The 24,318-nt window shown below is 72.3% G+C and carries 25 protein-coding genes; 9 read left to right on the forward strand and 16 right to left on the reverse strand.

The window, feature by feature from the left end:
* Window positions 1–66 precede the first annotated feature (66 nt).
* Together BCL76_RS16180 and BCL76_RS38980 are read right to left on the reverse strand one after the other, a co-directional pair.
* Entirely contained in the window at window positions 67–1,872 is a 1,806-nt protein-coding gene (locus BCL76_RS16180; protein WP_109780180.1) for a hypothetical protein, read from the reverse strand.
* A 54-nt stretch (window positions 1,873–1,926) separates the two neighbouring features.
* Window positions 1,927–3,015, reverse strand: coding sequence for a DNA alkylation repair protein (locus tag BCL76_RS38980; protein WP_181382574.1), 1,089 nt, complete (start codon window positions 3,013–3,015; stop codon window positions 1,927–1,929).
* A 322-nt stretch (window positions 3,016–3,337) separates the two neighbouring features.
* Between BCL76_RS38980 and BCL76_RS16190 the strand changes: the two genes are divergently transcribed.
* Window positions 3,338–4,903: an APC family permease gene (locus BCL76_RS16190; RefSeq protein ID WP_109780181.1), complete on the forward strand. Its 1,566-nt coding sequence runs from the start codon at window positions 3,338–3,340 to the stop codon at window positions 4,901–4,903.
* A gap of 95 nt (window positions 4,904–4,998) precedes the next feature.
* On the opposite strand, the gene BCL76_RS16195 is transcribed toward BCL76_RS16190, so the two are convergent.
* A complete protein-coding gene (locus BCL76_RS16195) occupies window positions 4,999–5,352 on the reverse strand; it encodes a helix-turn-helix domain-containing protein (protein WP_181382575.1) in 354 nt (117 codons plus the stop codon).
* Between the two features lie 203 nt (window positions 5,353–5,555).
* Here BCL76_RS16195 and BCL76_RS16205 point away from each other — a divergent pair, with 203 nt between their 5' ends.
* The 3 genes from BCL76_RS16205 (at window position 5,556) to BCL76_RS16215 (ending at window position 7,319) form a co-directional block, all read left to right on the forward strand.
* Complete coding sequence (locus BCL76_RS16205; protein ID WP_109780182.1) at window positions 5,556–5,843, forward strand: hypothetical protein; 288 nt, start codon at window positions 5,556–5,558, stop codon at window positions 5,841–5,843.
* Window positions 5,844–5,938: 95 nt separating this feature from the next.
* Window positions 5,939–6,733 carry a bestrophin-like domain gene (locus BCL76_RS16210; RefSeq protein WP_109780183.1) on the forward strand — a complete coding sequence of 265 codons (795 nt, stop codon included), beginning with the start codon at window positions 5,939–5,941 and terminating at the stop codon, window positions 6,731–6,733.
* A gap of 127 nt (window positions 6,734–6,860) precedes the next feature.
* On the forward strand, window positions 6,861–7,319 hold the full coding sequence (locus BCL76_RS16215) for a hypothetical protein (RefSeq protein WP_109780184.1): 459 nt from the start codon (window positions 6,861–6,863) through the stop codon (window positions 7,317–7,319).
* On the opposite strand, the gene BCL76_RS16220 is transcribed toward BCL76_RS16215, so the two are convergent.
* From BCL76_RS16220 to BCL76_RS16230, 3 genes are read right to left on the reverse strand one after another with little or no spacing between them, the layout of a single operon-like run.
* Complete coding sequence (locus BCL76_RS16220) at window positions 7,277–8,071, reverse strand: ABC transporter permease (RefSeq protein ID WP_109780185.1); 795 nt, start codon at window positions 8,069–8,071, stop codon at window positions 7,277–7,279. The genes BCL76_RS16215 and BCL76_RS16220 overlap by 43 nt on opposite strands.
* Window positions 8,068–9,033: an ATP-binding cassette domain-containing protein gene (locus BCL76_RS16225; RefSeq protein WP_109780186.1), complete on the reverse strand. Its 966-nt coding sequence runs from the start codon at window positions 9,031–9,033 to the stop codon at window positions 8,068–8,070. Before BCL76_RS16225 ends, BCL76_RS16220 begins: the two co-directional genes overlap by 4 nt.
* Window positions 9,034–9,066: 33 nt before the next feature.
* Window positions 9,067–9,741: a DUF4097 family beta strand repeat-containing protein gene (locus tag BCL76_RS16230; protein WP_109780187.1), complete on the reverse strand. Its 675-nt coding sequence runs from the start codon at window positions 9,739–9,741 to the stop codon at window positions 9,067–9,069.
* 246 nt (window positions 9,742–9,987) lie between these two features.
* On the opposite strand from BCL76_RS16230, the gene BCL76_RS40505 reads away from it, so the two are divergent.
* The gene (locus BCL76_RS40505; protein WP_109780327.1) at window positions 9,988–10,722 is read left to right on the forward strand and encodes a GbsR/MarR family transcriptional regulator; all 735 of its coding nucleotides are present in this window, start codon (window positions 9,988–9,990) and stop codon (window positions 10,720–10,722) included.
* On the opposite strand, the gene BCL76_RS16240 is transcribed toward BCL76_RS40505, so the two are convergent.
* A complete protein-coding gene (locus tag BCL76_RS16240; RefSeq protein ID WP_109780188.1) occupies window positions 10,719–11,090 on the reverse strand; it encodes a MerR family transcriptional regulator in 372 nt (123 codons plus the stop codon). The two genes, BCL76_RS40505 and BCL76_RS16240, sit on opposite strands and share 4 nt — an antisense overlap.
* Window positions 11,091–11,178: 88 nt before the next feature.
* On the opposite strand from BCL76_RS16240, the gene BCL76_RS16245 reads away from it, so the two are divergent.
* Entirely contained in the window at window positions 11,179–12,285 is a 1,107-nt protein-coding gene (locus BCL76_RS16245) for an alkene reductase (RefSeq protein WP_109780189.1), read from the forward strand.
* Between the two features lie 6 nt (window positions 12,286–12,291).
* Here BCL76_RS16245 and BCL76_RS16250 read toward each other — a convergent pair whose 3' ends face one another.
* The 5 genes from BCL76_RS16250 to BCL76_RS16270 form a co-directional block, all read right to left on the reverse strand.
* Window positions 12,292–12,840, reverse strand: a complete 549-nt coding sequence (locus BCL76_RS16250; RefSeq protein WP_109780190.1) for an SMI1/KNR4 family protein — start codon at window positions 12,838–12,840, stop codon at window positions 12,292–12,294.
* 102 nt (window positions 12,841–12,942) lie between these two features.
* Complete coding sequence (locus BCL76_RS16255) at window positions 12,943–13,359, reverse strand: VOC family protein (RefSeq protein ID WP_109780191.1); 417 nt, start codon at window positions 13,357–13,359, stop codon at window positions 12,943–12,945.
* Window positions 13,360–13,473: 114 nt separating this feature from the next.
* A complete protein-coding gene (locus BCL76_RS16260; RefSeq protein ID WP_258309727.1) occupies window positions 13,474–13,716 on the reverse strand; it encodes a hypothetical protein in 243 nt (80 codons plus the stop codon).
* A 118-nt stretch (window positions 13,717–13,834) separates the two neighbouring features.
* A complete protein-coding gene (locus BCL76_RS16265; protein WP_109780192.1) occupies window positions 13,835–14,083 on the reverse strand; it encodes a DUF397 domain-containing protein in 249 nt (82 codons plus the stop codon).
* Complete coding sequence (locus tag BCL76_RS16270; RefSeq protein WP_109780328.1) at window positions 14,080–14,916, reverse strand: helix-turn-helix domain-containing protein; 837 nt, start codon at window positions 14,914–14,916, stop codon at window positions 14,080–14,082. Before BCL76_RS16270 ends, BCL76_RS16265 begins: the two co-directional genes overlap by 4 nt.
* A 129-nt stretch (window positions 14,917–15,045) precedes the next feature.
* On the opposite strand from BCL76_RS16270, the gene BCL76_RS16275 reads away from it, so the two are divergent.
* Together BCL76_RS16275 and BCL76_RS16280 are read left to right on the forward strand one after the other, a co-directional pair.
* Window positions 15,046–15,486, forward strand: a complete 441-nt coding sequence (locus tag BCL76_RS16275; RefSeq protein WP_109780193.1) for an ATP-binding protein — start codon at window positions 15,046–15,048, stop codon at window positions 15,484–15,486.
* 111 nt (window positions 15,487–15,597) lie between these two features.
* Window positions 15,598–16,854, forward strand: a complete 1,257-nt coding sequence (locus tag BCL76_RS16280) for a DUF4241 domain-containing protein (RefSeq protein WP_258309728.1) — start codon at window positions 15,598–15,600, stop codon at window positions 16,852–16,854.
* A gap of 16 nt (window positions 16,855–16,870) precedes the next feature.
* Here the strand turns inward: BCL76_RS16280 and BCL76_RS16285 are convergent, their stop codons facing one another.
* The 3 genes from BCL76_RS16285 to BCL76_RS39815 all read right to left on the reverse strand — a co-directional run bounded on the left by BCL76_RS16285 (window position 16,871) and on the right by BCL76_RS39815 (window position 19,556).
* The gene (locus tag BCL76_RS16285) at window positions 16,871–17,437 is read right to left on the reverse strand and encodes a hypothetical protein (RefSeq protein WP_181382576.1); all 567 of its coding nucleotides are present in this window, start codon (window positions 17,435–17,437) and stop codon (window positions 16,871–16,873) included.
* Window positions 17,438–17,499: 62 nt separating this feature from the next.
* Window positions 17,500–18,360, reverse strand: coding sequence for a TIGR03619 family F420-dependent LLM class oxidoreductase (locus BCL76_RS16290; protein WP_109780194.1), 861 nt, complete (start codon window positions 18,358–18,360; stop codon window positions 17,500–17,502).
* A gap of 89 nt (window positions 18,361–18,449) precedes the next feature.
* On the reverse strand, window positions 18,450–19,556 hold the full coding sequence (locus tag BCL76_RS39815; RefSeq protein WP_109780331.1) for an ADP-ribosylglycohydrolase family protein: 1,107 nt from the start codon (window positions 19,554–19,556) through the stop codon (window positions 18,450–18,452).
* Window positions 19,557–20,588: 1,032 nt separating this feature from the next.
* Between BCL76_RS39815 and BCL76_RS16300 the strand changes: the two genes are divergently transcribed.
* A complete protein-coding gene (locus BCL76_RS16300; RefSeq protein ID WP_109780195.1) occupies window positions 20,589–21,653 on the forward strand; it encodes a tyrosine-protein phosphatase in 1,065 nt (354 codons plus the stop codon).
* A 68-nt stretch (window positions 21,654–21,721) separates the two neighbouring features.
* On the opposite strand, the gene BCL76_RS16305 is transcribed toward BCL76_RS16300, so the two are convergent.
* On the reverse strand, window positions 21,722–24,298 hold the full coding sequence (locus tag BCL76_RS16305; protein WP_109780196.1) for a bifunctional FO biosynthesis protein CofGH: 2,577 nt from the start codon (window positions 24,296–24,298) through the stop codon (window positions 21,722–21,724).
* Window positions 24,299–24,318: the final 20 nt, after the last annotated feature.

The following is a 24,318-nucleotide window of genomic DNA, read 5'->3' on the forward strand; positions in this document are numbered from 1 at the left end:
GCCGTCTCTTCCGGGTCTTGCCGTGGGGCGGGTCCGGCCGGGGCGGTGGCCCCGGCCGGACCCGTGTCATGCGCCCGCGGCGCGCGGGGGCGTGCGGTAGCCGAGGGCCGCGGCCAGTTCGCCGTTGCCGCCGCCGAAGGTGGCGAAGGCCTTCGGGTCGTCCGTCTCCAGCCGTTGCAGGGCGGCGGCCGCGCGGTCCTGGGGCGGCCCGTCGTCGCCGGGCAGCTGCCAGGTGAAGTAGAGCGACCCGCCGGTGCCGGGTGGCGGTGCGGACGGTTCGTGGCGGAGGTGGACGACCGCGGTGTCCGGGTCCCGCCAGTCGGTGCCGATCCAGTACGGCGCGAGCTCCCACCGGGCCGTCAGCTCGGGCCGGTCGCGCAGGCCCGCCCCGATGAGGCGGGCGGTGCTGCGGGCCGGCCAGCACCAGGAGTGGTCCCGTTCGGCGCGGGCGAGTTCGCCGTCGTAGGCGGCCGCGTCGAAGCGGTACGGGGGCGGCGTCGGGCCGACCGCTCCGCGCCAGCCGTCCCACACCACCTCGCCGCCCTCCCGGCGGATCGTCACGTACAGGGCCCCGCAGCAGCCCTCGGTGCAGTACGCCTCGACGAGTTGCACCTCACGCGGCTCGGGTCCGGCGCGCAGCCGGCCGCTGTCGATCAGGTACTCGGGCGGGTTGCCGCACCCCTTGCCGAAGAGCGCGGGGCACAGCGGGATCCCGTCGGCCAGGATCCGGGTCTCGACGGCGGAGGAGTCGGCGGACCTGTGGACGACGACCACCTCCCACCGCGGGCGGTCGCCGTCCTCGGCGCGGTCGAAGGGGAGGTGCCGGTTGCGCCGGAACCATTCCGCCCGCCGATCGCCGAGTACGGGCTCGGCCACGGGCGCGGGGGCCGGAACCGCCTCGGGCAGCAGCCGGTCCAGGGCGTGGAGCAGGGCCCGGCGTCGCCCGGGCCGCCAGTTCAGCAGGACGGGGGCGCCGCTGTGCAGGTCGAGGGCGATCGACAGCAGCAGCGACCGGTGCTCCTGGGTCGGGGGCAGCCGGTCGGCGTGCCGGACCAGGGCCTCGTACACGGCCCGAGCGGGACCGTAGTCGAGGATCTCGGGGCGGCTGTCCTGCTGGTCGGCCATGCGGTGCAGCAGCCGGCCGGTCAGCGCGAGCAGGTCGCCGTCCTGCGGCCGGGCCCGGAGCAGCCCGTGCAGGTCGGCGGCCTCGGCGATGCGCCGGCCGAGCCACAGGGCCCGGTCCTCGTCCGGCAGGGACAGCAGCGCGGAGCGGACGGCCTCCGCGTCGCCGGTGGCGATCGCGTCGATCAGCGAGGTCAGCTCCCCGGACCGGTCGCGGCTGCGGATGACCAGCAGGGCGGCCGCCTGCCGGTCGAGCGGGTCGAGGGCGGCGCTCGCGGTGTCCGCCAAGCCGCGCAGCATGCCGAGGGCCTTGAGGTAGGGCACGTCCTCGGCTTCGCCGAGGCGGATCAGCAGGGCCATGCCGACTCCGACGGCCGCGGCGTCGGTACCGGTGCGGGTCAGCTGCCGGGCGGTCCGCCGGGCGGTGTCCTCGTCGGTGAGGGTGAGCCGTGCGGTGTGTGCGCGCAGGGAGCGGCCGGTCGACGCCAGCTCGGCGACCCGCCGGTGGACGGCCCCGGCGGCCCGTACCGGGTCGGGGTCGCGGAGCAGGGGCGTGAGGGCGTCGGTGACTTCGGCCTGCCCCTGTCGCCAGGTCAGCTCCTCGCGGCGGGGCTCCGACGGTCCGTCGGGCAGCGGGAAGCCCTTGCGCGGGACGCGGCCGTCCGGCTCGATGCCGTGCCGGAAGAGGGCGTAGTCGTACAGGGACGTCGTCCGGGGGTCGAGCGGCTCGCGCTCGTCGCGGACGCTCATCGGGCGGGGTGGGACTCGATTCCGTAGGTCATGCGACGAGCGTGCCAGGAGTGATCATCCGGCGTCCAGTGAGAAAACGGCCTCGCCGCGGACCCGGCCGTTGATCTGGAGCTGCACCAGGTGCTCGCCCGAGTGGTAGCGGCGGGTGGTGATCGGCTTGAAGGAGTGCCGCTTGGTGCCGCCGAGGGTTTCGCCGGGGGCCAGCGGGCGGGTGACGAGCTTGAAGACCTTCGGGGTGCGGGTGCCGTTCGCCTTGGTGTGGTGCACGACGTAGTCGATCACCAACTCGGCCGGGAGCTCGCCGGTGTTGGTGACCGCCCAGTCGAAGACGAGGTACTCCCCGACGGCGACCCGCGGGGTGGTCACCACCGGCCCGCGCACGGTGACCGGTACGTCCGGGGCGTGACCGAGCAGGGTCAGCGCCTCGGGCCGGCCGGCCTTGATCAGCGTGCGCAGTCCGTGGCGTACGACGCGGTCGGTCGTGGCCTCGGGCTCGGCCAGCCAGCGGGCCGCGGTCTCGACCGCGAGGTCGGGGTGGTCGCGGCCGATGTCGTTGAGGTGGTTGGAGACGGAGCGGCGCACGTACTCGGACCCGTCGCGGTACAGGGCGTCCAGCACCGGCAGCGCCGGCCGCGGGTCGGCGACGAAGGCGGGCAGCTGCGGCGCCCACGGCAGCCGCGGCCGGGTGCCCTCACTGGCGAGGCGCCGCACGTGCGGGTCCGGGTCGTCCGTCCACGTCCGTACGACGGCCAGGGCGCGGGCCGGGTCGGCGCGCAGGAAGGGCCGTACGGCGGACTCGGCGGTGAGTCGGGAGGTGAGGTCGTGCAGCAGGTCCAGCCCGGGCTCGAAGACCTCCAACCCGCGGACGGCGACGGCCTCGTCGACGGGGAAGGTCATCCACCCCTGGAAGCCGGGGTCGGCGAGGGCGGTGCGGACGACGGCCTCGAAGGCGGGCCAGGTGTCGGGGAGGTCGTCGAGCACGGCGTCGCGGACGGCGGCGACGCGGCCGCTGAAGGTCAGCCCGTCGAGGGCGTCGGCGCGGGCGCGCAGGGCCGGTGAGGACCTGCGGCCGCCCGCGCGGGCGAGCAGTCGGGCCAGGGTGGTGACGGTATCCGCGCTGAGGAGCTCATCGGCCGTGGGCATGGGCCCAGTCTCGCGGACGGCACCGACACCCCCGGCCGGTCCGGCGCCGCGTCGGGGTGGACGATGCCCACCCCTGTTACCGCTGGTCACCGCAAAGTCACGACGGAAACTTTGAAAAAGTGCAAAACGGACATGGCTGCGGTTTCCGCATGCCGAAAGAGTCTTGGTCGAGCCTTCCGAAACGCGGGCGCGTAGCAAGGTGAACCTTGTATTAAGTGCTCATGAACGGCCTTGAGGTCTGGATTCGAAGGCCCTCCGAGGCTCCGGGTTCCGGACTTCGATCATCCATATGTGGAAAACGCACCATCTAACGTCCTGACCCATGACTCAGCTGGACGTTCGGCCTCGGGCCGGAGACACGGTAAGCGGCGTCGTCGACGGCGACGTTCGCGGCAAGGGCCTCGGCAAGGGGTCCGTCGGACTCGTCGGAAGCGCCGTCATCGGCATCTCCACCGTCGCCCCGGTCTACTGCCTGACCTCGACCCTCGGCTCCACCGCCGGTGAGGTCGGCATGCAGATGCCCGCGATCTTCCTCGCCGGTTTCCTCCCGATGCTCCTGGTCGCCTTCGCCTACCGCGAGCTCAACAAGGCCATGCCGGACTGCGGCACCTCCTTCACCTGGACCGTGAAGGCCTTCGGACCGCGGATCGGCTGGATGTGCGGCTGGGGCCTGGTGATCGCCACGATCATCGTGCTCTCCAACCTCGCGGGCGTCGCCACCTCGTACTTCTGGCTGCTGGCCGGTGAGATCACGAACAACGCGTCGATCGCCGCCCTGGACGACGACAAGCTCGTCCACATCGCCACCTGCCTCACCCTGATCGCCGTCGCGACCGCCATCAGCTATCGCGGCATGACCGCCACCAAGGGCGTCCAGTACGCCCTGGTCGGCCTCCAGCTCGTCGTGCTCGCGCTCTTCGTCGCCATGGCCTTCCAGAAGGCCTCCGCCGGCACCTTCGACACCGGCCTGGACTTCTCCTGGTCCTGGATGAACCCCTTCGCGGTCGAGTCCATGGCGGCCTTCACCGCCGGACTCTCGCTGTCGATCTTCATGTACTGGGGCTGGGACGCGTGTCTGGCCACCAACGAGGAGACCACCGGGTCCACGAAGACCCCCGGTCGCGCCTCGCTCATCGCGATGGTCGTCCTGGTCGGCTCGTACCTGGCCACCGGCATCGCCGCCCAGATGGCCGTCGGCTCCGGCGGCGAGGGCCTCGGCCTCGCGAACGAGGAGACCTCGGGCAACGTCTTCGCCGCGCTCGCCGGCCCCGTCATGGGCCCGGCCCTCGGCATCCTGCTCTTCGTGGCCGTCCTGGCCTCCGCCGCGGCCTCCCTGCAGACCACCTTCATCCCGGTGGCCCGCACGGTCCTGGCGATGTCCACGTACGAGGCCCTGCCGGCCTCCTACGCCAAGGTCCACCCGCGCTTCAAGACCCCGGGCCGCGCCACCGTCATGGCGGGCGTCGCGACCGGCGCCTTCTACACGGTGATGACCCTGGTCAGCGAGAACGTCCTCACCGACACGATCTTCGCGCTCGGCCTGATGATCTGCTTCTACTACTCGCTGACGGCCTTCGCCTGCGTCTGGTACTTCCGCGGCGAGCTGCGCCGCTCCGCCCGCGACCTGTTCTTCAAGGGCGTCTTCCCGATCCTGGGCGGCGTGCTGCTGGCCGCGGTCTTCTTCAAGACCCTGTACGACGCCTGGGACCCGGCCTACGGCTCCGGCTCCACGCTCCCCGGCCTCGACGTCGGCAACGTCTTCGTCATCGGCGTCGGCCTGTTGGCCCTCGGCCTGGTCATCATGTTCGTCACCGAGCGCCGCAGCCCGGCCTTCTTCCGCGGCGAGGTCCTGACGAAGTCCACCCCGTCCCTGGTGGTCGAGGACTGACGCCCCCCGCGCCCCCGCGCCGCCCCAGCTGAGTCACGCCCACGGCCCCGGATCGATTCCCCCGATCCGGGGCCGCGGGCGTACGCGTGGGCCGATCACCCCAGCACGTACTGCTCGTCCCCGAATTCGGCCACGATCTTCAACTTGCCACCGAGGGCGCGGACGTACGCGGCGAGCGTCTCGACCTCGCTGCGCTCCAGCTCGCCGTTCTCGATCCGGGACACCCGAGCCTGGGTGACCCCCATGGCCTCGGCCACCTGCACCTGGGTCGTGTGCTGCCGCTTGCGGACCTCCGCCAGGCGGTGCGCGCGAACGACAGCGATCATCTCCTCGGCGCCGCGATCGATCTCGACCCGCTCCGTGGGGGAGAAGTCGAATTCCTCGACGAGGTCGTCCCAGCGGACGGCCTTGCCGCGACGGCCCGCTGCCGGGCTCTGGTGCTGGTTCATGGTGTGCCCTCCTCGCCCTCTGTCAGGTAGTCCGCGTACGCCTTCTCGGCGAGAGGGATCGCCGAGCGGTACCAACCCTGCCATTCGCCTGCCTTGTCACCGCCGACGAGGAACACCGCGCGCCTCACCCGACATGCGCGGACATTCACTCCCGAGGGGCCTCGGGCGGTGACCCGGGGTGTGGCGGGGTCGTTGGGTCGGGCATGAACGCCATGAAGCGCACCCTCTCCGCCCTGGTCGTCTCCGGTGGCGCCGCCCTCGCCCTGATCCCCGTCGCCGCGCACGCCGACGAGCCCGCCGGGCAGGCGCCCCCGGTCGTCGGCCGCGTCGTCGACATCGTCGACCACCCGACCCAGGCCGTCCAGGACACCAAGACCGCGGTGGGCGTGACCGCCCAGGCCGCCGGGTCCGCCACCCAGGCCACCGACTCCTCCCTCAGGGGCACCGGCGCGGCCCTGGCCGGGCTCCCGGACGCCCCCAAGGTCGAGTGACCCGAGCCGCCACCACGTACTCCGCCACGGCTCCCACCCCGCAGGAGCCGTGGCGGAAACCGGGTTCTCCGGCGGCCCCGCTCGTTGGGCAGGGCATGATCCTCTGGCTGCTCAACCACCTCAGCACCTTCGTCATCGCCGTCCTCGTGGTCGGCGGCCTCACCGGCCTCGCCGTGGCCGGGAGCGTGGCCGCCCGCCGCCGGTTCCCGCACCTGGCCCGTGGCGAGCACAACGAGATGGTCGGGGTCGCGCTCGGCATGTTCGGCGCGATCTACGGCATCATCCTGGCCTTCGTCGTCGTCACCCTGTGGACGCAGCGGGAGAACACCGAGACCATCGTCGCCACCGAGGCCAGCGAACTCGCCGCCGTCGTGCGCAGCGCCGACGCCTTCCCCGCAGCCGACCGGGCACGCGTGCATCAGGCGGTCGGCGCGTACACGCACGCCGTCGTCGAGGTGCAATGGCCGCTGATGCGCGAGGGCCGGCCGAGCTTCGAGGCGACCGGCGCACAGACCCACGCCCTCTACGAGGCCCTCCTGGCGTACGAGCCGCAGGGCCCCCGCGCCGAGACCTTCTACGCCGAGGCGGTCACCCGCCTGAACGACGTCAACGCGCAGCGTCGGGCCCGCGTCACCATGGCCGAGACCTCACTGCCGGTCCTGCTCCAGGTGCTGGTGTACGGGGGCGCGTTCGTGATCGTCCCGCTCACCTTCCTCTTCGGGCTGCGCAGCCTGAAGATGCAGCTGCTCTTCGTATCGGCGGTGGCCGGGCTGATCGGCTTCAGCCTGTTGCTGGTGGTGGCTCTGGACCGCCCGTTCGCGGGGGACCTGAGCGTGACCCCGGCGCCTTACAAGGAGGCGGCCCTGGCGCAGTTCTGGGTCGCCGGCTGAGCGGGCCGCGGACTGTCAAGTCCCGAACTCCAGCGACGTGACGCGATCCGGTCCCTCGGGCTGACTGGAGGCACGGGCTCACCACCCACCACCCACCACCCGGCTTCGCCCCCCGAGGAGCACTCCCATGGCCGTCACCCGCACCCGTACCCACGCCCACGCCCGTGCCCGCAGCCGCCGTCTCGTCCTGTTCGTCGTCATGGCGGCTCTGGCCGCCCTGGCCGTCGTGGGTGCCTCCCTGATCCACGGGGCCCTCGCCGCCCCCGCGACGACGCGTGCCCCGCACTCCACCACCGCTCCGGACTCCCACGACGCCGCCGGCTCCGGCCGCCGCCTGTGGTCGGCGTTCAAGCACCTGTGGACGAACGTCGGCATGGCCGGGAGGTCCCCGCACGTGGGTCGGGTGGGCCCGCCACCGGACGTCCGTGCGGTGGCGGCGGCGGCCGGGAACGCCGACGGGCGGCGTACGCCGACCGTCGTGTCGGTGTACGCCGCCCAGGGGCGGGACGGCTTTGCGGGAGGAGGCCCGCGCGCTCATACCGCTTACTTCGGGTCGCGGTTGAACGAGGCCGCCGACCAGCGGTAGCCGAGCACCGCCAGAGCGATGGACCAGGCGACCGCGAGCCATCCGTTGTAGCCGATCTCGGTGCCGAGGAGCAGACCGCGCAGGGTCTCGATGGCCGGCGTGAACGGCTGGTACTGGGCGATCGGCTGGAACCAGCCCGGCATCGCCTCGACCGGGGTGAACGCGCTGGAGATGAGCGGCAGCAGGATCAGCGGCATCGCGCTGTTGCTGGCGGCCTCGGCGTTCGGGCTGGCCATGCCCATCCCGACGGCGATCCAGGTCAGGGCCAGGGCGAAGAGCGCGATCAGCCCGAACGCGGCCAGCCATTCCAGGGCGGTGGCGTCCGTGGAGCGGAAGCCGATGGCGACGGCGACGGCGCCGACGAGGACCACACTGGCGAGTGACTGCAGGACGCTGCCGACGACATGCCCGACGAGCACGGAGCCGCGGTAGATCGCCATGGTGCGGAAGCGGGCGATGATGCCCTCGGACATGTCGGTGGAGACGGACACCGCGGCGCCGATCACGGTGCTGCCAATGGTCATCAGCAGGATGCCCGGGACGACGTACGCGATGTAGTCGGAGCGGCCGGCGCCGCCACCACCACCCATACCGGCGCTCATCACGTCGCCGAAGATGTAGACGAAGAGCAGCAGCAGCATGACCGGGGTGAGCAGCAGGTTCAGCGTCAGCGACGGGTAGCGGCGGGCGTGCAGGAGGTTGCGGCGCAGCATCGTGGAGCAGTCGCGCGCGGCGAGGGAGAGGGAGCTCATCGGACGTTCTCCTCGGACTGGTGGGTGATGACGGCGGACGGCCCGGTGAGGGCGAAGAACACGTCGTCGAGGTCGGGGGTGTGCACGGTCAGCTCGTCCGCCTCGATGCCGGCGGCCTCCAACCGGTCCAGGACCGCGCGCAGTTCGCGCTGGCTGCCGTCGCTGGGGATCTGCAGTGCCAGTGCCTCGTCGTCCCGGGTGACCTCGTGCAGGGCGAGGGTCGCGGAGCGGTAGGCGGCCGGGTCGGTGAAGCGGAGCCGGACGTGTCCGCCGGGGATCAGCCGCTTCAGTTCGTCGGCGGTGCCCTGGGCGGCGATCCTGCCGTCGTTGAGCACGGCGATGCGGTCGGCGAGCTGGTCGGCCTCCTCCAGGTACTGGGTGGTGAGGAAGACGGTGACGCCGCCCGTGACGAGTTCGCGGATGATCTGCCACATGTTGTGGCGGCTGCGCGGGTCGAGGCCGGTCGTGGGCTCGTCGAGGAAGATCACCCGCGGGTCGCCGACCAGCGTCATCGCGATGTCGAGGCGGCGCTTCATGCCGCCGGAGTAGCTCGCGGCGGGCTTCTTGGCGGCCTCGACCAGGTCGAAGCGTTCCAGCAACTCGCCGGCGACCCGCCGCCCCTCGCTGCGGGAGAGGTGGTGCAGGTCGGCCATCAGGAGCATGTTCTCCTCGCCGGTGATCAGGCCGTCGACGGCGGAGAACTGGCCGGTGACACCGATCGAGGCGCGTACCGCCTGCGGGTCGGCGGCCAGGTCGTGGCCGTTGACGTGGATGGATCCGGTGCCCGGGTCGGCGCCCAGGAGGGTGGAGAGGATCTTGACGGCGGTGGTCTTGCCGGCGCCGTTCGGGCCGAGGAGGGAGAAGACCGTGCCGGCGGGGACCGCCAGGTCGATCCCGTCGAGAACGAGCTTGTCGCCGTAGGACTTTCGCAGCCCGTTCGCCGCGATGGCCAGGTCGGTCATGGGAAGTGCTCCTTCGGAAGCGGTGACTGCGGGTCAGTTGCTGCGGGCGGTGATGTCGCCGTAGGAGGTGGTGGCGCGGATGTTCAGGCCGGCGGCGGCGCCGTCGGTGTTGGCGAGGGCGTTGTGGACGCGGCCGTAGGCGGTGCCGGCGTCGAGGGTGGCGGAGACACCGCGGGCGGCTCCGACGGTGATGTCGCCCGCCTGGGTGGTCAGTTCGACGGCGCCGCGCAGGGCCTCGGCGACCTGGAGGTCGCCCTTCTGGGTGGTGATCCGCGCGGGGCCGCCGAGGCGGCCGACGGTGACGTCGCCGGCCATGAGGGTGAGGTGGGCGCCCGCGGTCTCGTCGAGCTTGACGGTGGCCCGGGCGCTTTCGAGGGTGACGTCGCCCAGGCGTCCGACGCCGCGGAACTCGGCGTCGGCGGTCTTCGCCTCGACGCTGGAGCCGGCGGGCAGTTGGACGGTGATCTCGACGTAGCCCGGGTTGTTGCCCAGGAGCCGGTTCTTCGCGGGCGCGGCGGTGATCCGCAGGACGCCGTCCTCGTACTCGGCGGTGGTCTGCTCGGCGGCCTTCACGTCGCGGCCCTTGGAGGCGTCGGCGGGGAGGATCTCGACGGTGGTGTCGGCCCGGTCGGCGGCGATGAACCGGATGAGCCCGGCGGGGATGTCCAGGACGGCGGAGATCGGGGCGGTGGTGGCGAACTTCTGCATGGTTCCTTCTCCTTCATCAGCGGCTGCGCTCCGTGCGCCCCGCGGTTTCCGATGAACGAAAAGCTACGTTGCATTCAATGAACTGGCAACAGGCTCGTTGCGTCGAATCCTTGTCACTGCAGGTCAAGGCCTAAATTTCATTGCAATGGTTTCCCGCTTAACGCAACACGGTGCAGTTGCATCGTTGCAATGGAATGGAAGTGAACGCTATAGTGGCCGACACCACGGACCATGAAGGAGACCGCGATGCCGGGTGGCAGGCTCAATCAGCAGGAACGCCAACAGATCGCGCTGGGATTGGCCGACGACCTCGCCTACGCCGAGATCGCCCGTCGCCTGGACCGCCCCACCTCGACGATCTCGCGCGAGGTCATGCGCAACGGCGGACCCAACGCCTACCGCGCCGACCTGGCCCACCGCGCCACCGAACGCCGCGCCCACCGGCGCAGCCAGGGCGCACCCCGCGGCCCGGAGGCGCCCCCGCAGGCGCACGGACGCGACCCCGAAGCGGTGCGCGAGTTCGAGGACGTGTTCACCGATGTCCTCGTCCAGGCCGGCACGCCCAAGATGATGGCCCGGGTGATGTCCTGCCTCTACATCACGGACACGGGCAGCCTCACCGCGGCCGAACTCGTCCAGCGCCTCGCGGTCAGCCCGGCGTCCATCTCCAAGGCGATCACGTTCCTGGAAGGTCAGGGCCTCGTCCGCAGGGAACGCGACGAACGCCGCCGCGAGCGCTACTTCGTCGACGACGACGTCTGGTACCAGGCCACCATCGCCAGCGCCCGCACCAACGCCCAGATCATAGAAACCGCACGTCAGGGCGTGAGCATCCTCGGCCCCGACACCCCGGCCGCCCATCGTCTGGAGAACATCGCCCGCTTCATGGACTTCGTCTCCGAGGGCATCACCCGCGCCGCGGAACAGGCGCGCGCGGTCCTCCACGCGAAGCCGGGAACACCCCCGGGCGACACTCCCTAAGCGACGTTCGTGCGGCCCGACGCCGCCTCGATCACCTCGTCCAGCACCTCGCGGGAGCGGATCAGATCGCCGATCATCCGGTCGATCCGCTCCCGCTCCGTGGCCAGTTCGGCCACCAGGGCCGGGGTGGCGCGCACCGACGGGCCGCCGTCCTCGTCGCGCATGCAGGGCAGGATCTGCGCGATCTTCGTGCTGTGCAGACCGGCCGCGTACAGCTCCTGGATCCGGATGACGCGGTCGACCGCCCGCTCGGGGAAGTCCCGGTGACCGCCGGGCGTCCGGTCCGAAGCGAGCAGGCCCTGCTGCTCGTAGTAGCGCAGCGAACGCTCACCGACCCCGGTGCGCGCAGCCAGTTCACCGATCCGCATGCCCCACCCCGTCCACCCCGTCCGGCCGTCGATCCCGTCGACCCGGACCCTTGAACCTGACATCAATGTCAGCTTTTACGGTACCGGCATGACGCAGACACAGCACGGTCCCGCCGCCTCCCGCCTCTTCGCACCCGCCCGCCTCGGCGGTCTGGAACTGCCCAACCGCCTGGTGATGGCCCCGCTGACCCGCAACCGCGCCGGGGCCGACGGAGTACCCGGCGAACTCATGGCCACGTACTACGCCCAGCGGGCCTCGGCCGGGCTGATCATCGCCGAGGCCAGCACCCCGAACGCCGTCGGGCAGACCTACCCGCACATCCCCGGCATCCACACCCCGGCGCAGATCGCCGGCTGGCGCAGGGTCACCGAAGCCGTACGGGCCGCCGGCGGCGGGGAGATGTTCCTCCAACTCCAGCACGGCGGCCGGGTCGGCCACCCCGAGACCAGCGGGTACCTGCCGCTCGCCCCGTCCGCGGTGCCGTTCCCCGAGCAGTTGCTCACCCCCGGCGGCCTGCGCGACGGCGTCGTACCGCGCGCGATGACGGCCGAGGACATCCGGACCACGGTGGCCGACTTCGCGAGCGCGGCCCGCAACGCCGTCGACGCGGGCTTCGCCGGGGTGGAGGTGCACTCCGCCAACGGCCACCTGCTGCACCAGTTCCTCGCCGCCAACACCAACCGCCGTACCGACGAGTGGGGCGGCTCCGTGGAGAACCGCGTCCGCTTCACCGTCGAGGTGGTCCGGGCCGTCACCGAGGCCGTCGGCCCGGAGCGGGCCGGCGTACGGGTCTCGCCCGGAATCGACGTCAACGGGATCGAGGAGGGCGACACCGAGGAGATCTACCCGGCCCTGGTCAAGGCCCTGGCCGACCTGGCGCCGGCCTACCTGCACCAGGTCCACGCCGACCCCGACCGGCCCACCTTCGCGCAGATCCGCCGCGACTGGCCCGGCACCCTGATCGCCAACCCGGCGCTCTCCCGCGAAGAGGTCGCGGCCGACGGCGGAAAGCGCCGGGCCGAACGCCTCCTGTCCGAAGGCGTCGACCTCGTCGCGCTGGGCCGGGGCTTCCTCGCCAACCCCGACTTCGTGGCACGGCTGCGCACGGACGCGCCGCTCAACGAGATCCGGCCGGAGTTCCTGATGCACGTACAGGGCGCGGAGGGCTACACGGACTACCCGACCCTCACCTGAAGCGGCCTATCCCTCACGCCAGTGGACGAAGGACACCTCGTCCGGCAGCTCCACGCTGATCGTGTCCTCCCGGAACGCCGCGTCGCTCAGGAGCTCCCTCAGGAAGGCGGTCATGCCGAGCGGGTGCAGCTGCATCTCGGGGTGCGTGTGCCGCCCGCAGACCAGGACCGGCCGGCGATCCGGGTCGGGGTCCGTGGTCACCCAGCAGTAGATGTCCGCTCCTGACGTCACGCCCCAGGCCACGATGGACTCGGGGTCGACGTCGAAGTCGGCGCCGTCGCGGCACATCTCCCACGTCTCGCGGGCGTTCTCCGTCTCGTCCCGCGGCCCCGGGCCGTCCCGGTACGGCCACCCCTCGGCCCGCAGCGCCGGCAGCAGGACGCTGATGCCGTCGCTGATCGCCCCCGACCCGTACACCTCCATGAAGCGGACGTAGTCGGAGGGGAACCGGGTCCTCCAGGCGGCCTCGACCTCGTCCCAGTCGACCCGCTCGTCGACCCCCTGGGCCACCGGTATCAGCTCGGCGAGCGCCGCCATAGCGTCCAGCCCGTGCATGTGCCACCCCTTGTCGCGCAACCCGCGCCGTCCGCGCCACCCGCGCCACCCGCGCCACCCGCGCCACCCGCGCCGGGCGGCGCGACGTATCCGCAGGTCAGCTTACGAGGACACGGCGGCCTGGCCCCAGGTGCGGGAGCAGAGCACGAGCCGGTAGCCGTCGGGGTCGACGACGGTGACTCCCCACTCGTCCCAGTACGGATTGTGGGAGGCGACACGAGTCCCGCCGTGCTCGACCAGCCGCTGGACGAGGGCCTCGTCGGGGGTCTCGCCGAGATAGACCACGAACAGGTCGTCGACGGTCGGAGCGGGCAGGATCGGGTTCGAGGCGTCCCGGGTGAGCTCGAAGTGCCAGCCGCCGCCGGCCGGGCCGACCATCAAAAGGTCGTGTTCCCCGGCCACGCTCTCGGCGCTCCGCCACTGCACTTCCAGCCCGAGCCCGCCGACGTAGAACCGCTCGGCGGCCGCCAGGTCGAGGGAGGGCCGGGCGACGCGTACATGCGCATGTGAATCGATCATGCGTGCCAGCGTACGAAACCCCTCCGGCTCAGGCCTGGTTGGGCCGACCGCAGCGCGGCCGACCCATCGGCCGGAGACCCTGGGTGACAGGCCCCGGCCGACAGGTGCTGGTCGTCAGGCGCCCAGGTGGTAGGCCTTGGCCCACTCCTTCTCGCCCGCCTTCTCGCAGTTGTCGGCGTACAGGGGGCCGATCTTCGCCGGAACGCCGGCGAACGAGGAGCAGTTGGACGCGAAGGCCTTGTGCCCGGCGGAGAAGCCTTCGATGTCGACACCGTCGTTGGCCAGGGCCGCGCCGGCGCCGCCCAGCAGGATGCCGGCAGCCAGGACAGACGCCGTCAGGGCAGAGCGAATACGCATGACACTCTCCTAAAGATCTCGATCGACGCGCCGGACAGACGGCACGCGACCAGCTCAACATCACGGAGAGTTCACTGGAAACGGTGATTCACCCCAATGGCGGTCACCCACTGTCACCTCACGGGTGTGAGGTGACCTCCGCGAGGAAGACGGCCCAGCTCGCACCGGTCACGGCCACCTCGGGCCCGGCCGTCACCTTGGAGTCCCGGACGTGGACGAGGCCGGCGTGGGCGGCGACCTCGACACAGTCGTCGCCGTCACCACTGCTGTACGTGGACTTGTGCCACGACAGGGCGACCTCGACGCAGCTGTCGCCGTCACCACTGCTGTAACTGCTCTTGAACCAACGCAGCTGGGAGCTGTTCACAGGGATCCTCGCATTCGCATCAACAGGGCCCTGCTGTCAGCAGGATTGAGGGCCTGGATGCGAAGTTTGGCATACCGCAGGTGAAGGAGACTCAGGTCTTTCGGGTCAGTCAGGACACGGCCCGATTGTTGTCCTTCGCTATAGCCCATCCACTCGTGGTCCTGAGTTTCGAGCAGTTGGAAGGCTCCTCCCAACCCCGCGTGTTCGGGGCTGACGAGCGGCATGATCTGCAGATCCACATTAGGTAGTTGCCCACATTCCAGCAGGTGGTCGATCAGCCCGCGGGTCACCTCCGGCCCACCGGTCTGCCGCAGGATCACGGCCTCGTCGATGATGAAGCTGAAGACCGTGTACGGGGTGCGGAGCAGCAGTTGCTGCCGCTTCAGCCGGGCCGCGATGCGCTCCTCCACCTCTTCGGGAGTAGGTGGCGGCAGGACGGCGTCGACCAGCGCGCGGGCGTAGGACTCCGGCTGCAGCAGCCCCGGGACGGACCGGCACTCGTAGGTGTTGAGGATGACGGCGCCCTCCTCCAGCTCCGCCCACCGGCGGAACCAGGCCGCCAGGCCGCGACGCCGCGACAGCTGCCGGGCCGCGATGTCGATGACGCCGAAGGTGTCGAGGACCGATTCGGTCCTGGCGATGAACTTCTTCGACGGGTGCCGCCGGCCCTGTTCCACGGACCCGACGTACTGGACCGAGTACCCGATCAGTGGCGCCAGTTGCTCCTGGGTCAGACCGACGCGTTTGCGGGAGGCCTTGACGGTCTCGCCGAAGCTGCGCAGGTTGTCATCCGGTTCGACCTCGCCGTCACCGCTGTCGTCGGCACTCACCATGGCGGTCACCTCCCCGACGGAAATGCTCACGCATCGTGACTTCCACTGTCCAGGGAATGAACTCGTACAGTTGGTTTGTACGAGTCCGCTTGGTGTTGAACGACCCAGGCCAAGCGGGATGTTGGCGCCATGACCGCACCTTCCGGCTCCGCCCGGACTCTCGTACGCGTGTTCACTCAGCGTTTCAGCTGCACCCGCCGTGGGGCGCGCCTCGCTCGACAGTTGGCCCTCGTCGAACTCCACGACTGGGGCATCCCCGAAACCACCGCGCTCGCCGCCGACGCCGGACTCGTCGTGGCCGAGCTCGCGGCCAACGCCGTGCTCCACGGACGCGTTCCCGGGAGGGACTTCGAGCTGCGGATGACCCTGCTGGAGGGTGTGCTGCGCATCGAGGTCTCCGACGCCCGCGCGGACCGGCGCCCCGCCGTGCGGCCGCACGCCTACCAGGCGGAATCCGGCTACGGCCTGCGCATCGTGGACGCCGTCGCCGCCGGCTGGGGGGTACGGGACCGGCTGGTCGGCAAGACCGTCTGGGCCGAGCTGACGCACCGGGAGGAGAGGCGTACGTAGCCGCCCGCGCGCGGCGCTGTCAGTGGCAGCCGTTACCTTCCGATCAGGTGCGGGAACGGGTGCGAGCGGGCGGGGGCGCGGGTGCAGCGGGAATCGGGAACGTTCGTCGAGGTGAGGTACGCGGAGGGCTGGGACCTGGCGACTCGTACGCCGTGGCGGCCGATGTCCGCCGAGGCGGCGCGGGAGCGGGACGCGGCCGGGCTGCCGTACGTCGCCGAGCACCGGATACCGGGCAGGGAGGCTCCGCTCGAAGTCCGCCTCGTCTCCTGGCAGCAGCACCATGTGGGCCTCTGGATCTACGACGAGTGCGGCCGCCGCACCCATGAGGTGGACTACCGGCTCCTGGAGGAGGACCGGCTGCTCGACCGACAGACGCGCATATGGGCTTATGCCGGTCCGGAGGTCCCGGAGTTCGACGAGCGGGCCTCCCGGACCACCGTGACCCTGGGACCCGAGGGCCGGGCCCGGGTGAGACGCGAACCGCAGGGCTCCAAGGGGGGCGCGACGATCACCACGGCGGAGGTCACCGACAAGCAGCGCTGGTTGAAGCGGCCGGACTTCGGGCGCTGGCCGGTGTTCTCGAGGGAGGTGCACGGGCTGACGGAACCGGTCACCGTCCGCGAGGCGGCCGGGGCGCACCAGGGTTCCGATGCCGAGCCGGCCGACCGGTGGCGGGCTCCGCGCCCGGGCGAACCCGGCCCGTTGGACGAGCTGTTCCGGCCGGGCACACGGATGACCACGTCGTACCAACCCGAGATGACGGTCGTCGAGCCGGTGCGGAGCGGCACCCTGAACGTGCCGAGCGGGCTGCTGGGCATCGACTGTCCGCTGGACGGCAGGGGGCCACGACTGACCGTGGCCGTTCCGCCGGGTGAGTACCCGTTGGAGGAGGCGCGGATCAGCTTCGGCTACGACTGCATGTACGACCAGCGCTGGGTGGACCGTACGGAGACCACGGCGGTCCGGCTGTGCGTGAGCGAGACGCCCGCGGCGTACTGGGAGATGGCCATGGCGCCGGAGGACGACCCCAGGCTGCTCGGCGAGGGTGAGGTGTACTGCTTCTCCACGGACGGCGCGACGGGGGCCTTCGCCGACGCCCGGGAGTGGGGGGCGCTCCAGCAGCTCTTCGACCGGGGGATGGAGGCCGGCGATCCCGACGCCGGGGATCCGGACCCGAGCGGGGCGGACGCCGATCCCCTCTCCATGTTCCTCATGCGGACCCGCGAACCCGCCTCCGGCGCCGAGCTCGCCGCCTTCGCGGTGTCCTCGGACGGAGGGCATCCCGTCTGGGTGGGTAGGTCGGCCGACGGGGACGTGGTCGGTGTGGTGGTCCTCGTGGACGGGATGCCCGCGCTCGTGGCGCCCTGAGCCGCCCGGCCGCCGTTCAGGGCCGCAGGCGCGGGGCCTCGTCGTCCGGGGTGTCGGGGCTCGCGAAGTGGAAGGGGACGCCCAGGTACTCGGCGAGGGCGGTGCCCGCGCGGGTGGCGGCGGCCGCCGAGGGGTGGAGGCCGCCGGTGTCGGCGTCGCCGAGGGCGCGTTGCGCCGCGCCCCAGTAGATCGTGGCGAGGCACTTCTCCCCGACCGGCTCCTCCGCGAGGGCCATCAGCTTCACGAACCAGTCGTGCACCGTGTCCCCGTCCCAGATCGCCTCGATCGCCACCACCCGGCCCGGGACGCCGTGGGCGAGGGCGGCGAGCGAGTCGAAGTCGATCGGGGAGTCGGGCGTACGGGCCACCCGGTCGCCGTGGTGCTCGTAGCGCAGGGACACGATGTGCTGGGCCTCGCGCAGGCCGACGCCCCAGGCGCGGCCGGCGTCCCACACCAGCTTGATCGCCGGCAGGAGGCTGTCCTGGAGGACGTATCCGTCGACCTGTGTGCGGATGCCCTCCGGGAGTGCCGCCCACTGGTTCTCGATGGTCCGGTCCACGCCGTCCGCCGCTCGGTTCGTCATGGCCTCATGATCGGCGGGCGGCCTTCCCCCGTCGAGGGGATTTCGCCGGGCGGGGCGGCCGGTCAGAGGTACTGGGCGAACTCGTCGAGGGTGCGCAGGACTTCCGGCTTCGACGCCGACGGGAGCTGGAGGACGACCTCCTCGATGCCGAGGTCGGCGTAGTGGCTCATCTTGCCGGGGGTGGGCCGGACGGCGTACGGGACCACCCGGAGGGACTTCGGGTCGCGGCCGGCGGTCTCCCAGATCTGCCGCAGCACCGGGAGGGACTCGCCGAGGCCGCCGCCCCCGATGGGGAGCCAGCCGTCGGCGTGGTCGGCGACGGCCGCGAACAGTTTGGGGCCGGCCGCGCCGCCGATCAGGGTGCGCGGGCCGTACAGGGGGGCGCCGGGGCCGAGTTGGCGCGGGGGTTGGACCGGCTTCGGGTAGGCGGTGCTGGCCTGGACGGAGCAGTACTGGCCGACGTACGCGGTGGGCTCGGGGGACCACAGGGCGCGCATCAGCGCCATCCGGTCCCGGACCAGGTCGCGGCGGGTGCGCCACTCGACGCCGTGGTCGGCGGCCTCCTCGACGTTCCAGCCGTAGCCGATGCCGAGGGTGAGTCGGCCGTGGGAGAGGTGGTCCAAGGTGGCGACCTGCTTCGCGAGGTCGATCGGGTCGTGCTGGGCGACCAGCGTGATGCCGGTGCCGAGGTGCAGCCGCTCGGTGACGGCGGCGGCCTGGCCGAGGGCGACGAAGGGGTCGAGGGTGCGCCCGTACATCTCGGGGAGCTCGCCGCCCATGGGAGCGGCGGTGTCGCGGCTGACCGGGATGTGGGTGTGCTCCGGGAGGTAGAGCCCGGAGAAGCCGCGCTCTTCGAGGCTGTGGGCCAGCCGGACGGGGGAGATGGTGCGGTCGGTGAGGAAGATGGTCGTGGCGATCCGCATGTGTTCTGGCACCTCCGAGACGTGGGACCCGCCACGGTACGGGCTGGGCCCTCGAATGTTGAGGGGGCGTCAGGTGCCGGGGGCGTGGTTCAGCCGCGCGGGTAGCGGGCCAGCCAGCCGGGGGAGGCGGCCGTCGGGCTGTGCAGGCTCGGGCCCTGGGTCATCTCCAGGGCGAAGTCGTCGGCGAGTTCCAGGAGGGCGGAGCGGCCTTCGAGCTCGGCGAGCCAGGCGGCAGGGAGGGCCGTCTCGCCGTGCAGGGCGCCGAGCAGGGCCCCGCACAGGGCGCCGGCGGCGATGGAGTCGCCGCCGTGGTTGACGGCGAGGCGCAGGCCCTGGGGGACGTCCTCGGCGACCAGGGCGCAGTAGACGGCGGCGGCGAGGGCGTCGGCGGCGTCGGATCCGTCCGCCTCGTCGGGGGCGAGGGCCTCGACGGCCTCGGGGCCGGGCGAGCCCTGGGTGACGGCGGCCAGGGCGCGCTGGAGGGCGTCCGTGACGGGCCGATGGCCGGGGCGGGCGCCCAGCAGACCCAGGGCGCGCTGGACGGCGGAGTCGAGGGAATCGCCGCGGACCAGGCCGTGCACGATGACGGCGACGGCCCCGGCCGACAGGTGGGCGGTGGGATGGCCGTGGCTCTGGGCGGCGCATTCGACGGACAGTTGGAGGACGAGGGTGGGCTCCCAGCCGACCAGCAGGCCGAAGGGGGCCGAGCGGGTGGCGGCGGCCGCGTCCTGGGCGGTGGGGTTCTTCGGCTGGTCGAGGGTGCCGAGGACGTCGTCGGCGAAGCCGGTCAGGCAGGCGCGGTGCGGGGCGCGGCGGGCGTAGAGCCATTCCTCCCGCGCGAGCCAACCGTTGTCCTTGCGGCGCTCGTCGGGGCCCCAGTCGTGCTGGGTGGCGGCCCAGCGCAGGTACGCGCGGTGCAGGTCGGTGGGCGGGTGCCAGGCGCCGGTGTCGCGGCGCACGTGGGCCCGTATCAGCCCGTCCACGGTGAACAGGGTGAGCTGGGTGGCGGCGGTGACCCGGCCGCGGCGGCCGAGGGCGGGGGCCGGACCGGTCAGGCCGTCCGGGCCGTGGGCCTCGCGCAGGGCGGCGAGGGAGAGGCCGGCGGCGGGTGCGCCGAGGGCGTCGCCGAGGGCCGAGCCTAGGAGGGTGCCGCGGACCCGGCTACGGAAGTCCTGCTGCTCGACGCGGCCCCACAGACCGGTGGCGACGCCGCGGCCGAGCGTGCGGTTCGCCCCGGCGGGGGCGGGGGTCCGGCTGCCGGTGCCGGTGCCGTCCCCGGCGGCGGCCGCCCGCCCCGGCCCACCGGCCACCGGGCCGTGCCCGACCGCGCCGGTCGCCTGCCCGTGGCCACCCGTGGGTCCGGTGGCACCCGCAGGGCCTTGGCCGCCTGCAGGGCTGCGGCCGACCGCGCCGGTGGCCCCGGCAGGTCCGAGGCCGCCTGCGGGAGTGGGGGTGCCTGCGAGGCCAAGGCCGCCTGCGGGAGTGGGGGTGCCTGCGAGGCCAAGGCCGCCTGCGGGGCCGTGGCCGACCGCGGCGCTGGCCAACGGGCTGTGGCCGAGCGGGCCGGTCGCCTGACCGTGGCCACCCGAGGGGCCGGTGGCACCCGCAGGGCCTTGGCCGCCTGCAGGGCTGCGGCCGACCGCGCCGGTGGCCCCGGCAGGGCCTAGGCCGGCCAACGGGCCCTGGCCGAGCGGGCCGGTCGGGTGGCCGTGGCCACCCGTGGGGCCCGTGGCAGGCGCAGGGCCTTGGCCGCCTGCTGGGGCTTGGTTGCCTGGCGGGTCCGTGGGGGCGGGGAAGTGGAGGGAGAGGGCCGGGTTCTCGCCCGGGCCGGGGGTGGTCGACGCATCGGCAGCGCCGGCGGAGGTCGCGGGGCCGTGCCCGACCGGGGTGCCCGCCGGGCCGGGGCCCGCGCCGCCGCCGCTCGTGTCGTTCGTCGCGTTCATTGCGTCCATCCCCGGCACCGCGCCCCCCGCTGACCAGTCCACTCGATGCCCGGCGTCCCTACCCGTACCCGCCGCGCACGCGAACCCGCACTGTAGTGGACAGGATCGGTCGAAACCGGAAGTGGTCGGCCACGGGACGCATAAGTGAGCGTAGATCGGCCAGAATCCGAACACTTCCAGCCGTGACCTGGAGCATGGCACGTTTTGCCAGTCGCCTTCGAGCCGGTCGTTTTCGGTCACGCCTCGTTCATCGGACGTTCTCCGTGGCCGCCCAGCCTCGGAGCCATGAAGAAGGCTCTCCTCGCCGCGACCGTCGTCGCCTCCGCAGTCGCCGCCTCCGTGGTCGCGGCCCCGCTCGCCTCCGCCACCGGCTGGGACCGGCACGACCGGTCCGCCGTCCCGTTCACCGAAGCCACCGTCACCGCCGGAGCCGACGGCTCCTTCACCCTCCGGTGGAAGGCCCGCGGCACCGACCGGGTCGAGATCAAGGCGAACGGCAAGGTCGTCGCGAAGGGCGGCTCCCACGGCAGCGCCGTGGTCAAGGGCCTGCCCGCCGCCGACCGCCAGTGGTTCGACTTCAAGCCCGGGCGCGGCCAGGGCCTGCGCCTCGCCGACCGCCTGATCGAGCTGGACGGCACCGCCAACTTCCGCGACGCCGGCGGCTACCGCACCAGCACCGGCCAGTGGGTCAAGATGGGCGAGATCTACCGCTCGGACGCCCTGAACAAGCTGACCGAGAACGACCTCGCCAAGCTCCAGCGCCTGCGCGTCAGGACGGTCTTCGACCTCCGCATGGAGGACGAGCGCACCAAGGACGCCGACAAGGTCCCCGCCGGCACCACCTACGTCGTCGCCGACGTCTTCGCCGGCTCCGGCTCCTTCCAGACCATGCCCCGCACCCCCGACGAGGCCGTCAAGGCCATGGTCGACGCAGAGCGGGCGATGGTCTCCGGCGCCGGCGGCAAGAAGGCGTACACCCAGGTCTTCGAAGGCATCGAGCAGGACCGTGCCCGCTCCGTCCTCTTCCACTGCACCGCGGGCAAGGACCGCACCGGCTGGGCGGGCGCCGCGCTGCTGACGGCCCTGGGCGTGCCCCGCGGGACCGTCGAGGCCGACTACCTGGCCAGCAACGACTACCGCAAGGCCGCCAACGACGCGATCCTCTCCCACCTGCCCGCCCAGCAGGCAGCCGTCTACAAGCCGCTGCTCGACGTGCGCCCCGAGTACCTGAACGCGGGCTACGACGAGGTCGAGGTGAAGTACGGCTCCTTCGACCGCTACCTCAAGGACGGGCTCGGCATCGACGCCCGCGAGCTGAAGGAGCTGAAGAAGGACCTCCTGGTCGGCTGACCCGGGGTCCGCGGTAGCGACGGAAGGGGAGCCCGGCCGGGTGGCGGGGCTCCCCCTTCCGTGCGCGTTCAGTCCAGTACGGGCAACAGCTCCGGCAGGTGCCCGTCCGAGGCGCGGGCCGCCTCCTGCCGCTCCCGCGGCACCTCCCCGTACAGCGTCGTACGGGCCTTCGCGGGGCGCCCGGCCGCCTCGGCCACGGCGATGAGGTCCTGGACCGACTTGTACGAGCCGTAACTCGACCCGGCCATCCGCGAGATGGTCTCCTCCATCAGCGTCCCGCCCAGGTCGTTCGCCCCCGACCGGAGCATCTCGGCCGCGCCCTCCGCCCCCAGCTTCACCCAACTCGTCTGGATGTTGGGGATGTGCGGGTGCAGCAGGATCCGGGCCATCGCCGTCACCGCGCGGTTGTCGCGGACCGTCGGGCCCGGCCGCGCGATGCCCGCCAGGTACACGGGCGCGTTGGTGTGGATGAAGGGGAGCGTGACGAACTCCGTGAAGCCGCCCGTCTGCTGCTGGATCCGGGACAGCGTGCGGAAGTGGCCGAGCCAGTGCCGCGGCTGGTCCACGTGGCCGTACATCATCGTGGACGAGGAGCGGATCCCGAGCTCGTGCGCGGTGGTGACGACGTCGATCCAGTCCGCCGTCGGCAGCTTGCCCTTGGTCAGCACCCAGCGGACCTCGTCGTCCAGGATCTCCGCCGCCGTGCCCGGGATCGAGTCCAGGCCGGCCTCCTTGGCCGCCGTCAGCCAGTCCCGTACGGACATCCCCGTGCGCGTCGCCCCGTTGACCACCTCCATCGGGGAGAAGGCGTGCACGTGCATGCCGGGGACCCGCTGCTTCACCGCGCGCGCGATGTCGAAGTAGGCCGTCCCGGGCAGGTCCGGGTGGATGCCGCCCTGCATGCACACCTCGACCGCGCCCACGTCCCAGGCCTGCGCGGCCCGGTCGGCGACCTGGTCGAGGGAGAGGGTGTAGGCGTCGGCGTCCGTGCGGCGCTGCGCGAAGGCGCAGAAGCGGCAGCCGGTGTAACAGACGTTGGTGAAGTTGATGTTCCGCGTGACGATGTAGGTGACCTCGTCGCCGACCATGGACCTGCGCAGGTCGTCGGCGATGCGGCACAGGGCGTCGAGCGCCGGCCCGTCCGCGTGCAACAGGGCCAGCGCCTGCGCGTCCGTCAGCTTCGTCGGATCGTCGGCGGCCTGCGCGAGGGCGCCCCGCACGTCGGTGTCGATGCGCTCGGCGACCATCCCGGGCGCGGCCGCCTCCCGTAGCGCCTCCCAGTCGCCGTACACCTCGTCGAAGTCGTCGCGGCGGTCGCCGGTGCGGCCCTCGGTGTCGATGGTGGTGTGCAGGTCCGTCCGACCGTACGCGGTGAAGCCCTCGTCCGGCTCCTGCCACGGCCTGCCCTCGACCACGGCGCTCTCGTCGGCCAGCCCGGTCCCGGCGTCGGCCAGCGCCCGTACGTGCGGCAGCAGTCGCGGGTCCAGCCAGGGCTCGCCGCGCTGCAGGAACTCCGGGTAGATGGTCAGCCGTTCGCGCAGCTCGAAGCCGGCGGCGGCGGTCCGCTCGGCCAGCTCCTCGATGTGCGGCCAGGGCCGCTCCGGATTGACGTGGTCCGGGGTCAGCGGGGAGACGCCGCCCCAGTCGTCGATGCCCGCGCCGATGAGGAGCGCGTACTCGGCGTCCACCAGGTTCGGCGGGGCCTGGATGCGGGCGCTCGGGCCCAGGATGTGCCGGGCGACGGCGATGGCGGCGGCCAGCTCCTCCAGCTCCGCGTCCGGCATGCCGCGCATGGCGGTGTCCGGCTTGGCGCGGAAGTTCTGGACGATGACCTCCTGGATGCCGTGGTAGCTGCGCTGGATCCGGCGGAGCTCGAAGAAGGCGTCGGCGCGCTCCTCGTAGGACTCGCCGATGCCGATGAGGACGCCGGTGGTGAAGGGGACGTTGGAGCGCCCCGCGTCCTCCAGCACCCGCAGGCGCACGGCCGGATCCTTGTCGGGGGAGCCGTGGTGGGGGCCGCCCGGCTCGGACCACAGACGGGTGGCGGTGGTCTCCAGCATCATGCCCATGGACGGTGCGACGGGCTTGAGGCGCTGGAGGTCGGACCAGGACAGGACGCCGGGGTTGAGGTGCGGCAGCAGGCCGGTCTCCTCCAGGACCCGGATCGCCATGGCGCGCACGTAGGCGAGGGTGTCGTCGTAGCCGTGCGCGTCGAGCCACTCGCGGGCCTCGGGCCAGCGGTCCTCGGGGCGGTCGCCCAGGGTGAACAGGGCTTCCTTGCAGCCCATCGCCGCACCCTGGCGGGCGATGTCGAGGACCTCGTCGGGGGAGAGGTACATCCCGTGCCCGCTCTTGCGGAGCTTTCCGGGGACGGTGACGAAGGTGCAGTAGTGGCACCGGTCGCGGCAGAGCCGGGTGAGGGGGATGAAGACCTTGCGGGAGTACGTGATGACACCGGGGCGCCCGGCGGCGGCGAGCCCGGCGTCCCTTACCCGTGCGGCGGAAGCGGCGAGGTCCGTCAGGGCCTCGCCGCGCGCCTGGAGGAGTACGGCCGCCTCGGTCGCGTCGAGCGCGACGCCGTCGCGGGCCCGCCGGAGCGCGCGGCGCATCGCGTTGTCGGTCGGTGCGTCACTCGGAGTGGTCATGGGCCGAGCATACGATCCGG

Source organism: Streptomyces sp. CG 926, from assembly GCF_003148825.1.
Classification (GTDB): domain Bacteria; phylum Actinomycetota; class Actinomycetes; order Streptomycetales; family Streptomycetaceae; genus Streptomyces.

What these genes read in the sequence shown, in the direction of transcription:
- BCL76_RS16240 (WP_109780188.1), bottom strand. Translation starts at nt 11,090, where the DNA reads ATGCGGATCGGTGAACTGGCTGCGCGCACCGGGGTCGGTGAGCGTTCG.
- BCL76_RS16220 (WP_109780185.1), bottom strand. Translation starts at nt 8,071, where the DNA reads ATGAGCTCCCTCTCCCTCGCCGCGCGCGACTGCTCCACGATGCTGCGC.
- BCL76_RS16245 (WP_109780189.1), top strand. Translation starts at nt 11,179, where the DNA reads ATGACGCAGACACAGCACGGTCCCGCCGCCTCCCGCCTCTTCGCACCC.
- BCL76_RS16285 (WP_181382576.1), bottom strand. Translation starts at nt 17,437, where the DNA reads ATGACGAACCGAGCGGCGGACGGCGTGGACCGGACCATCGAGAACCAG.
- BCL76_RS16250 (WP_109780190.1), bottom strand. Translation starts at nt 12,840, where the DNA reads ATGCACGGGCTGGACGCTATGGCGGCGCTCGCCGAGCTGATACCGGTG.
- BCL76_RS16210 (WP_109780183.1), top strand. Translation starts at nt 5,939, where the DNA reads ATGATCCTCTGGCTGCTCAACCACCTCAGCACCTTCGTCATCGCCGTC.
- BCL76_RS16215 (WP_109780184.1), top strand. Translation starts at nt 6,861, where the DNA reads ATGGCCGTCACCCGCACCCGTACCCACGCCCACGCCCGTGCCCGCAGC.
- BCL76_RS16290 (WP_109780194.1), bottom strand. Translation starts at nt 18,360, where the DNA reads ATGCGGATCGCCACGACCATCTTCCTCACCGACCGCACCATCTCCCCC.
- BCL76_RS16300 (WP_109780195.1), top strand. Translation starts at nt 20,589, where the DNA reads ATGAAGAAGGCTCTCCTCGCCGCGACCGTCGTCGCCTCCGCAGTCGCC.
- BCL76_RS38980 (WP_181382574.1), bottom strand. Translation starts at nt 3,015, where the DNA reads ATGCCCACGGCCGATGAGCTCCTCAGCGCGGATACCGTCACCACCCTG.
- BCL76_RS16270 (WP_109780328.1), bottom strand. Translation starts at nt 14,916, where the DNA reads ATGGTGAGTGCCGACGACAGCGGTGACGGCGAGGTCGAACCGGATGAC.
- BCL76_RS16190 (WP_109780181.1), top strand. Translation starts at nt 3,338, where the DNA reads ATGACTCAGCTGGACGTTCGGCCTCGGGCCGGAGACACGGTAAGCGGC.
- BCL76_RS40505 (WP_109780327.1), top strand. Translation starts at nt 9,988, where the DNA reads ATGCCGGGTGGCAGGCTCAATCAGCAGGAACGCCAACAGATCGCGCTG.
- BCL76_RS16225 (WP_109780186.1), bottom strand. Translation starts at nt 9,033, where the DNA reads ATGACCGACCTGGCCATCGCGGCGAACGGGCTGCGAAAGTCCTACGGC.
- BCL76_RS16255 (WP_109780191.1), bottom strand. Translation starts at nt 13,359, where the DNA reads ATGATCGATTCACATGCGCATGTACGCGTCGCCCGGCCCTCCCTCGAC.
- BCL76_RS16275 (WP_109780193.1), top strand. Translation starts at nt 15,046, where the DNA reads ATGACCGCACCTTCCGGCTCCGCCCGGACTCTCGTACGCGTGTTCACT.
- BCL76_RS16180 (WP_109780180.1), bottom strand. Translation starts at nt 1,872, where the DNA reads ATGAGCGTCCGCGACGAGCGCGAGCCGCTCGACCCCCGGACGACGTCC.
- BCL76_RS16305 (WP_109780196.1), bottom strand. Translation starts at nt 24,298, where the DNA reads ATGACCACTCCGAGTGACGCACCGACCGACAACGCGATGCGCCGCGCG.
- BCL76_RS16205 (WP_109780182.1), top strand. Translation starts at nt 5,556, where the DNA reads ATGAACGCCATGAAGCGCACCCTCTCCGCCCTGGTCGTCTCCGGTGGC.
- BCL76_RS16195 (WP_181382575.1), bottom strand. Translation starts at nt 5,352, where the DNA reads ATGAACCAGCACCAGAGCCCGGCAGCGGGCCGTCGCGGCAAGGCCGTC.
- BCL76_RS16260 (WP_258309727.1), bottom strand. Translation starts at nt 13,716, where the DNA reads ATGCGTATTCGCTCTGCCCTGACGGCGTCTGTCCTGGCTGCCGGCATC.
- BCL76_RS16230 (WP_109780187.1), bottom strand. Translation starts at nt 9,741, where the DNA reads ATGCAGAAGTTCGCCACCACCGCCCCGATCTCCGCCGTCCTGGACATC.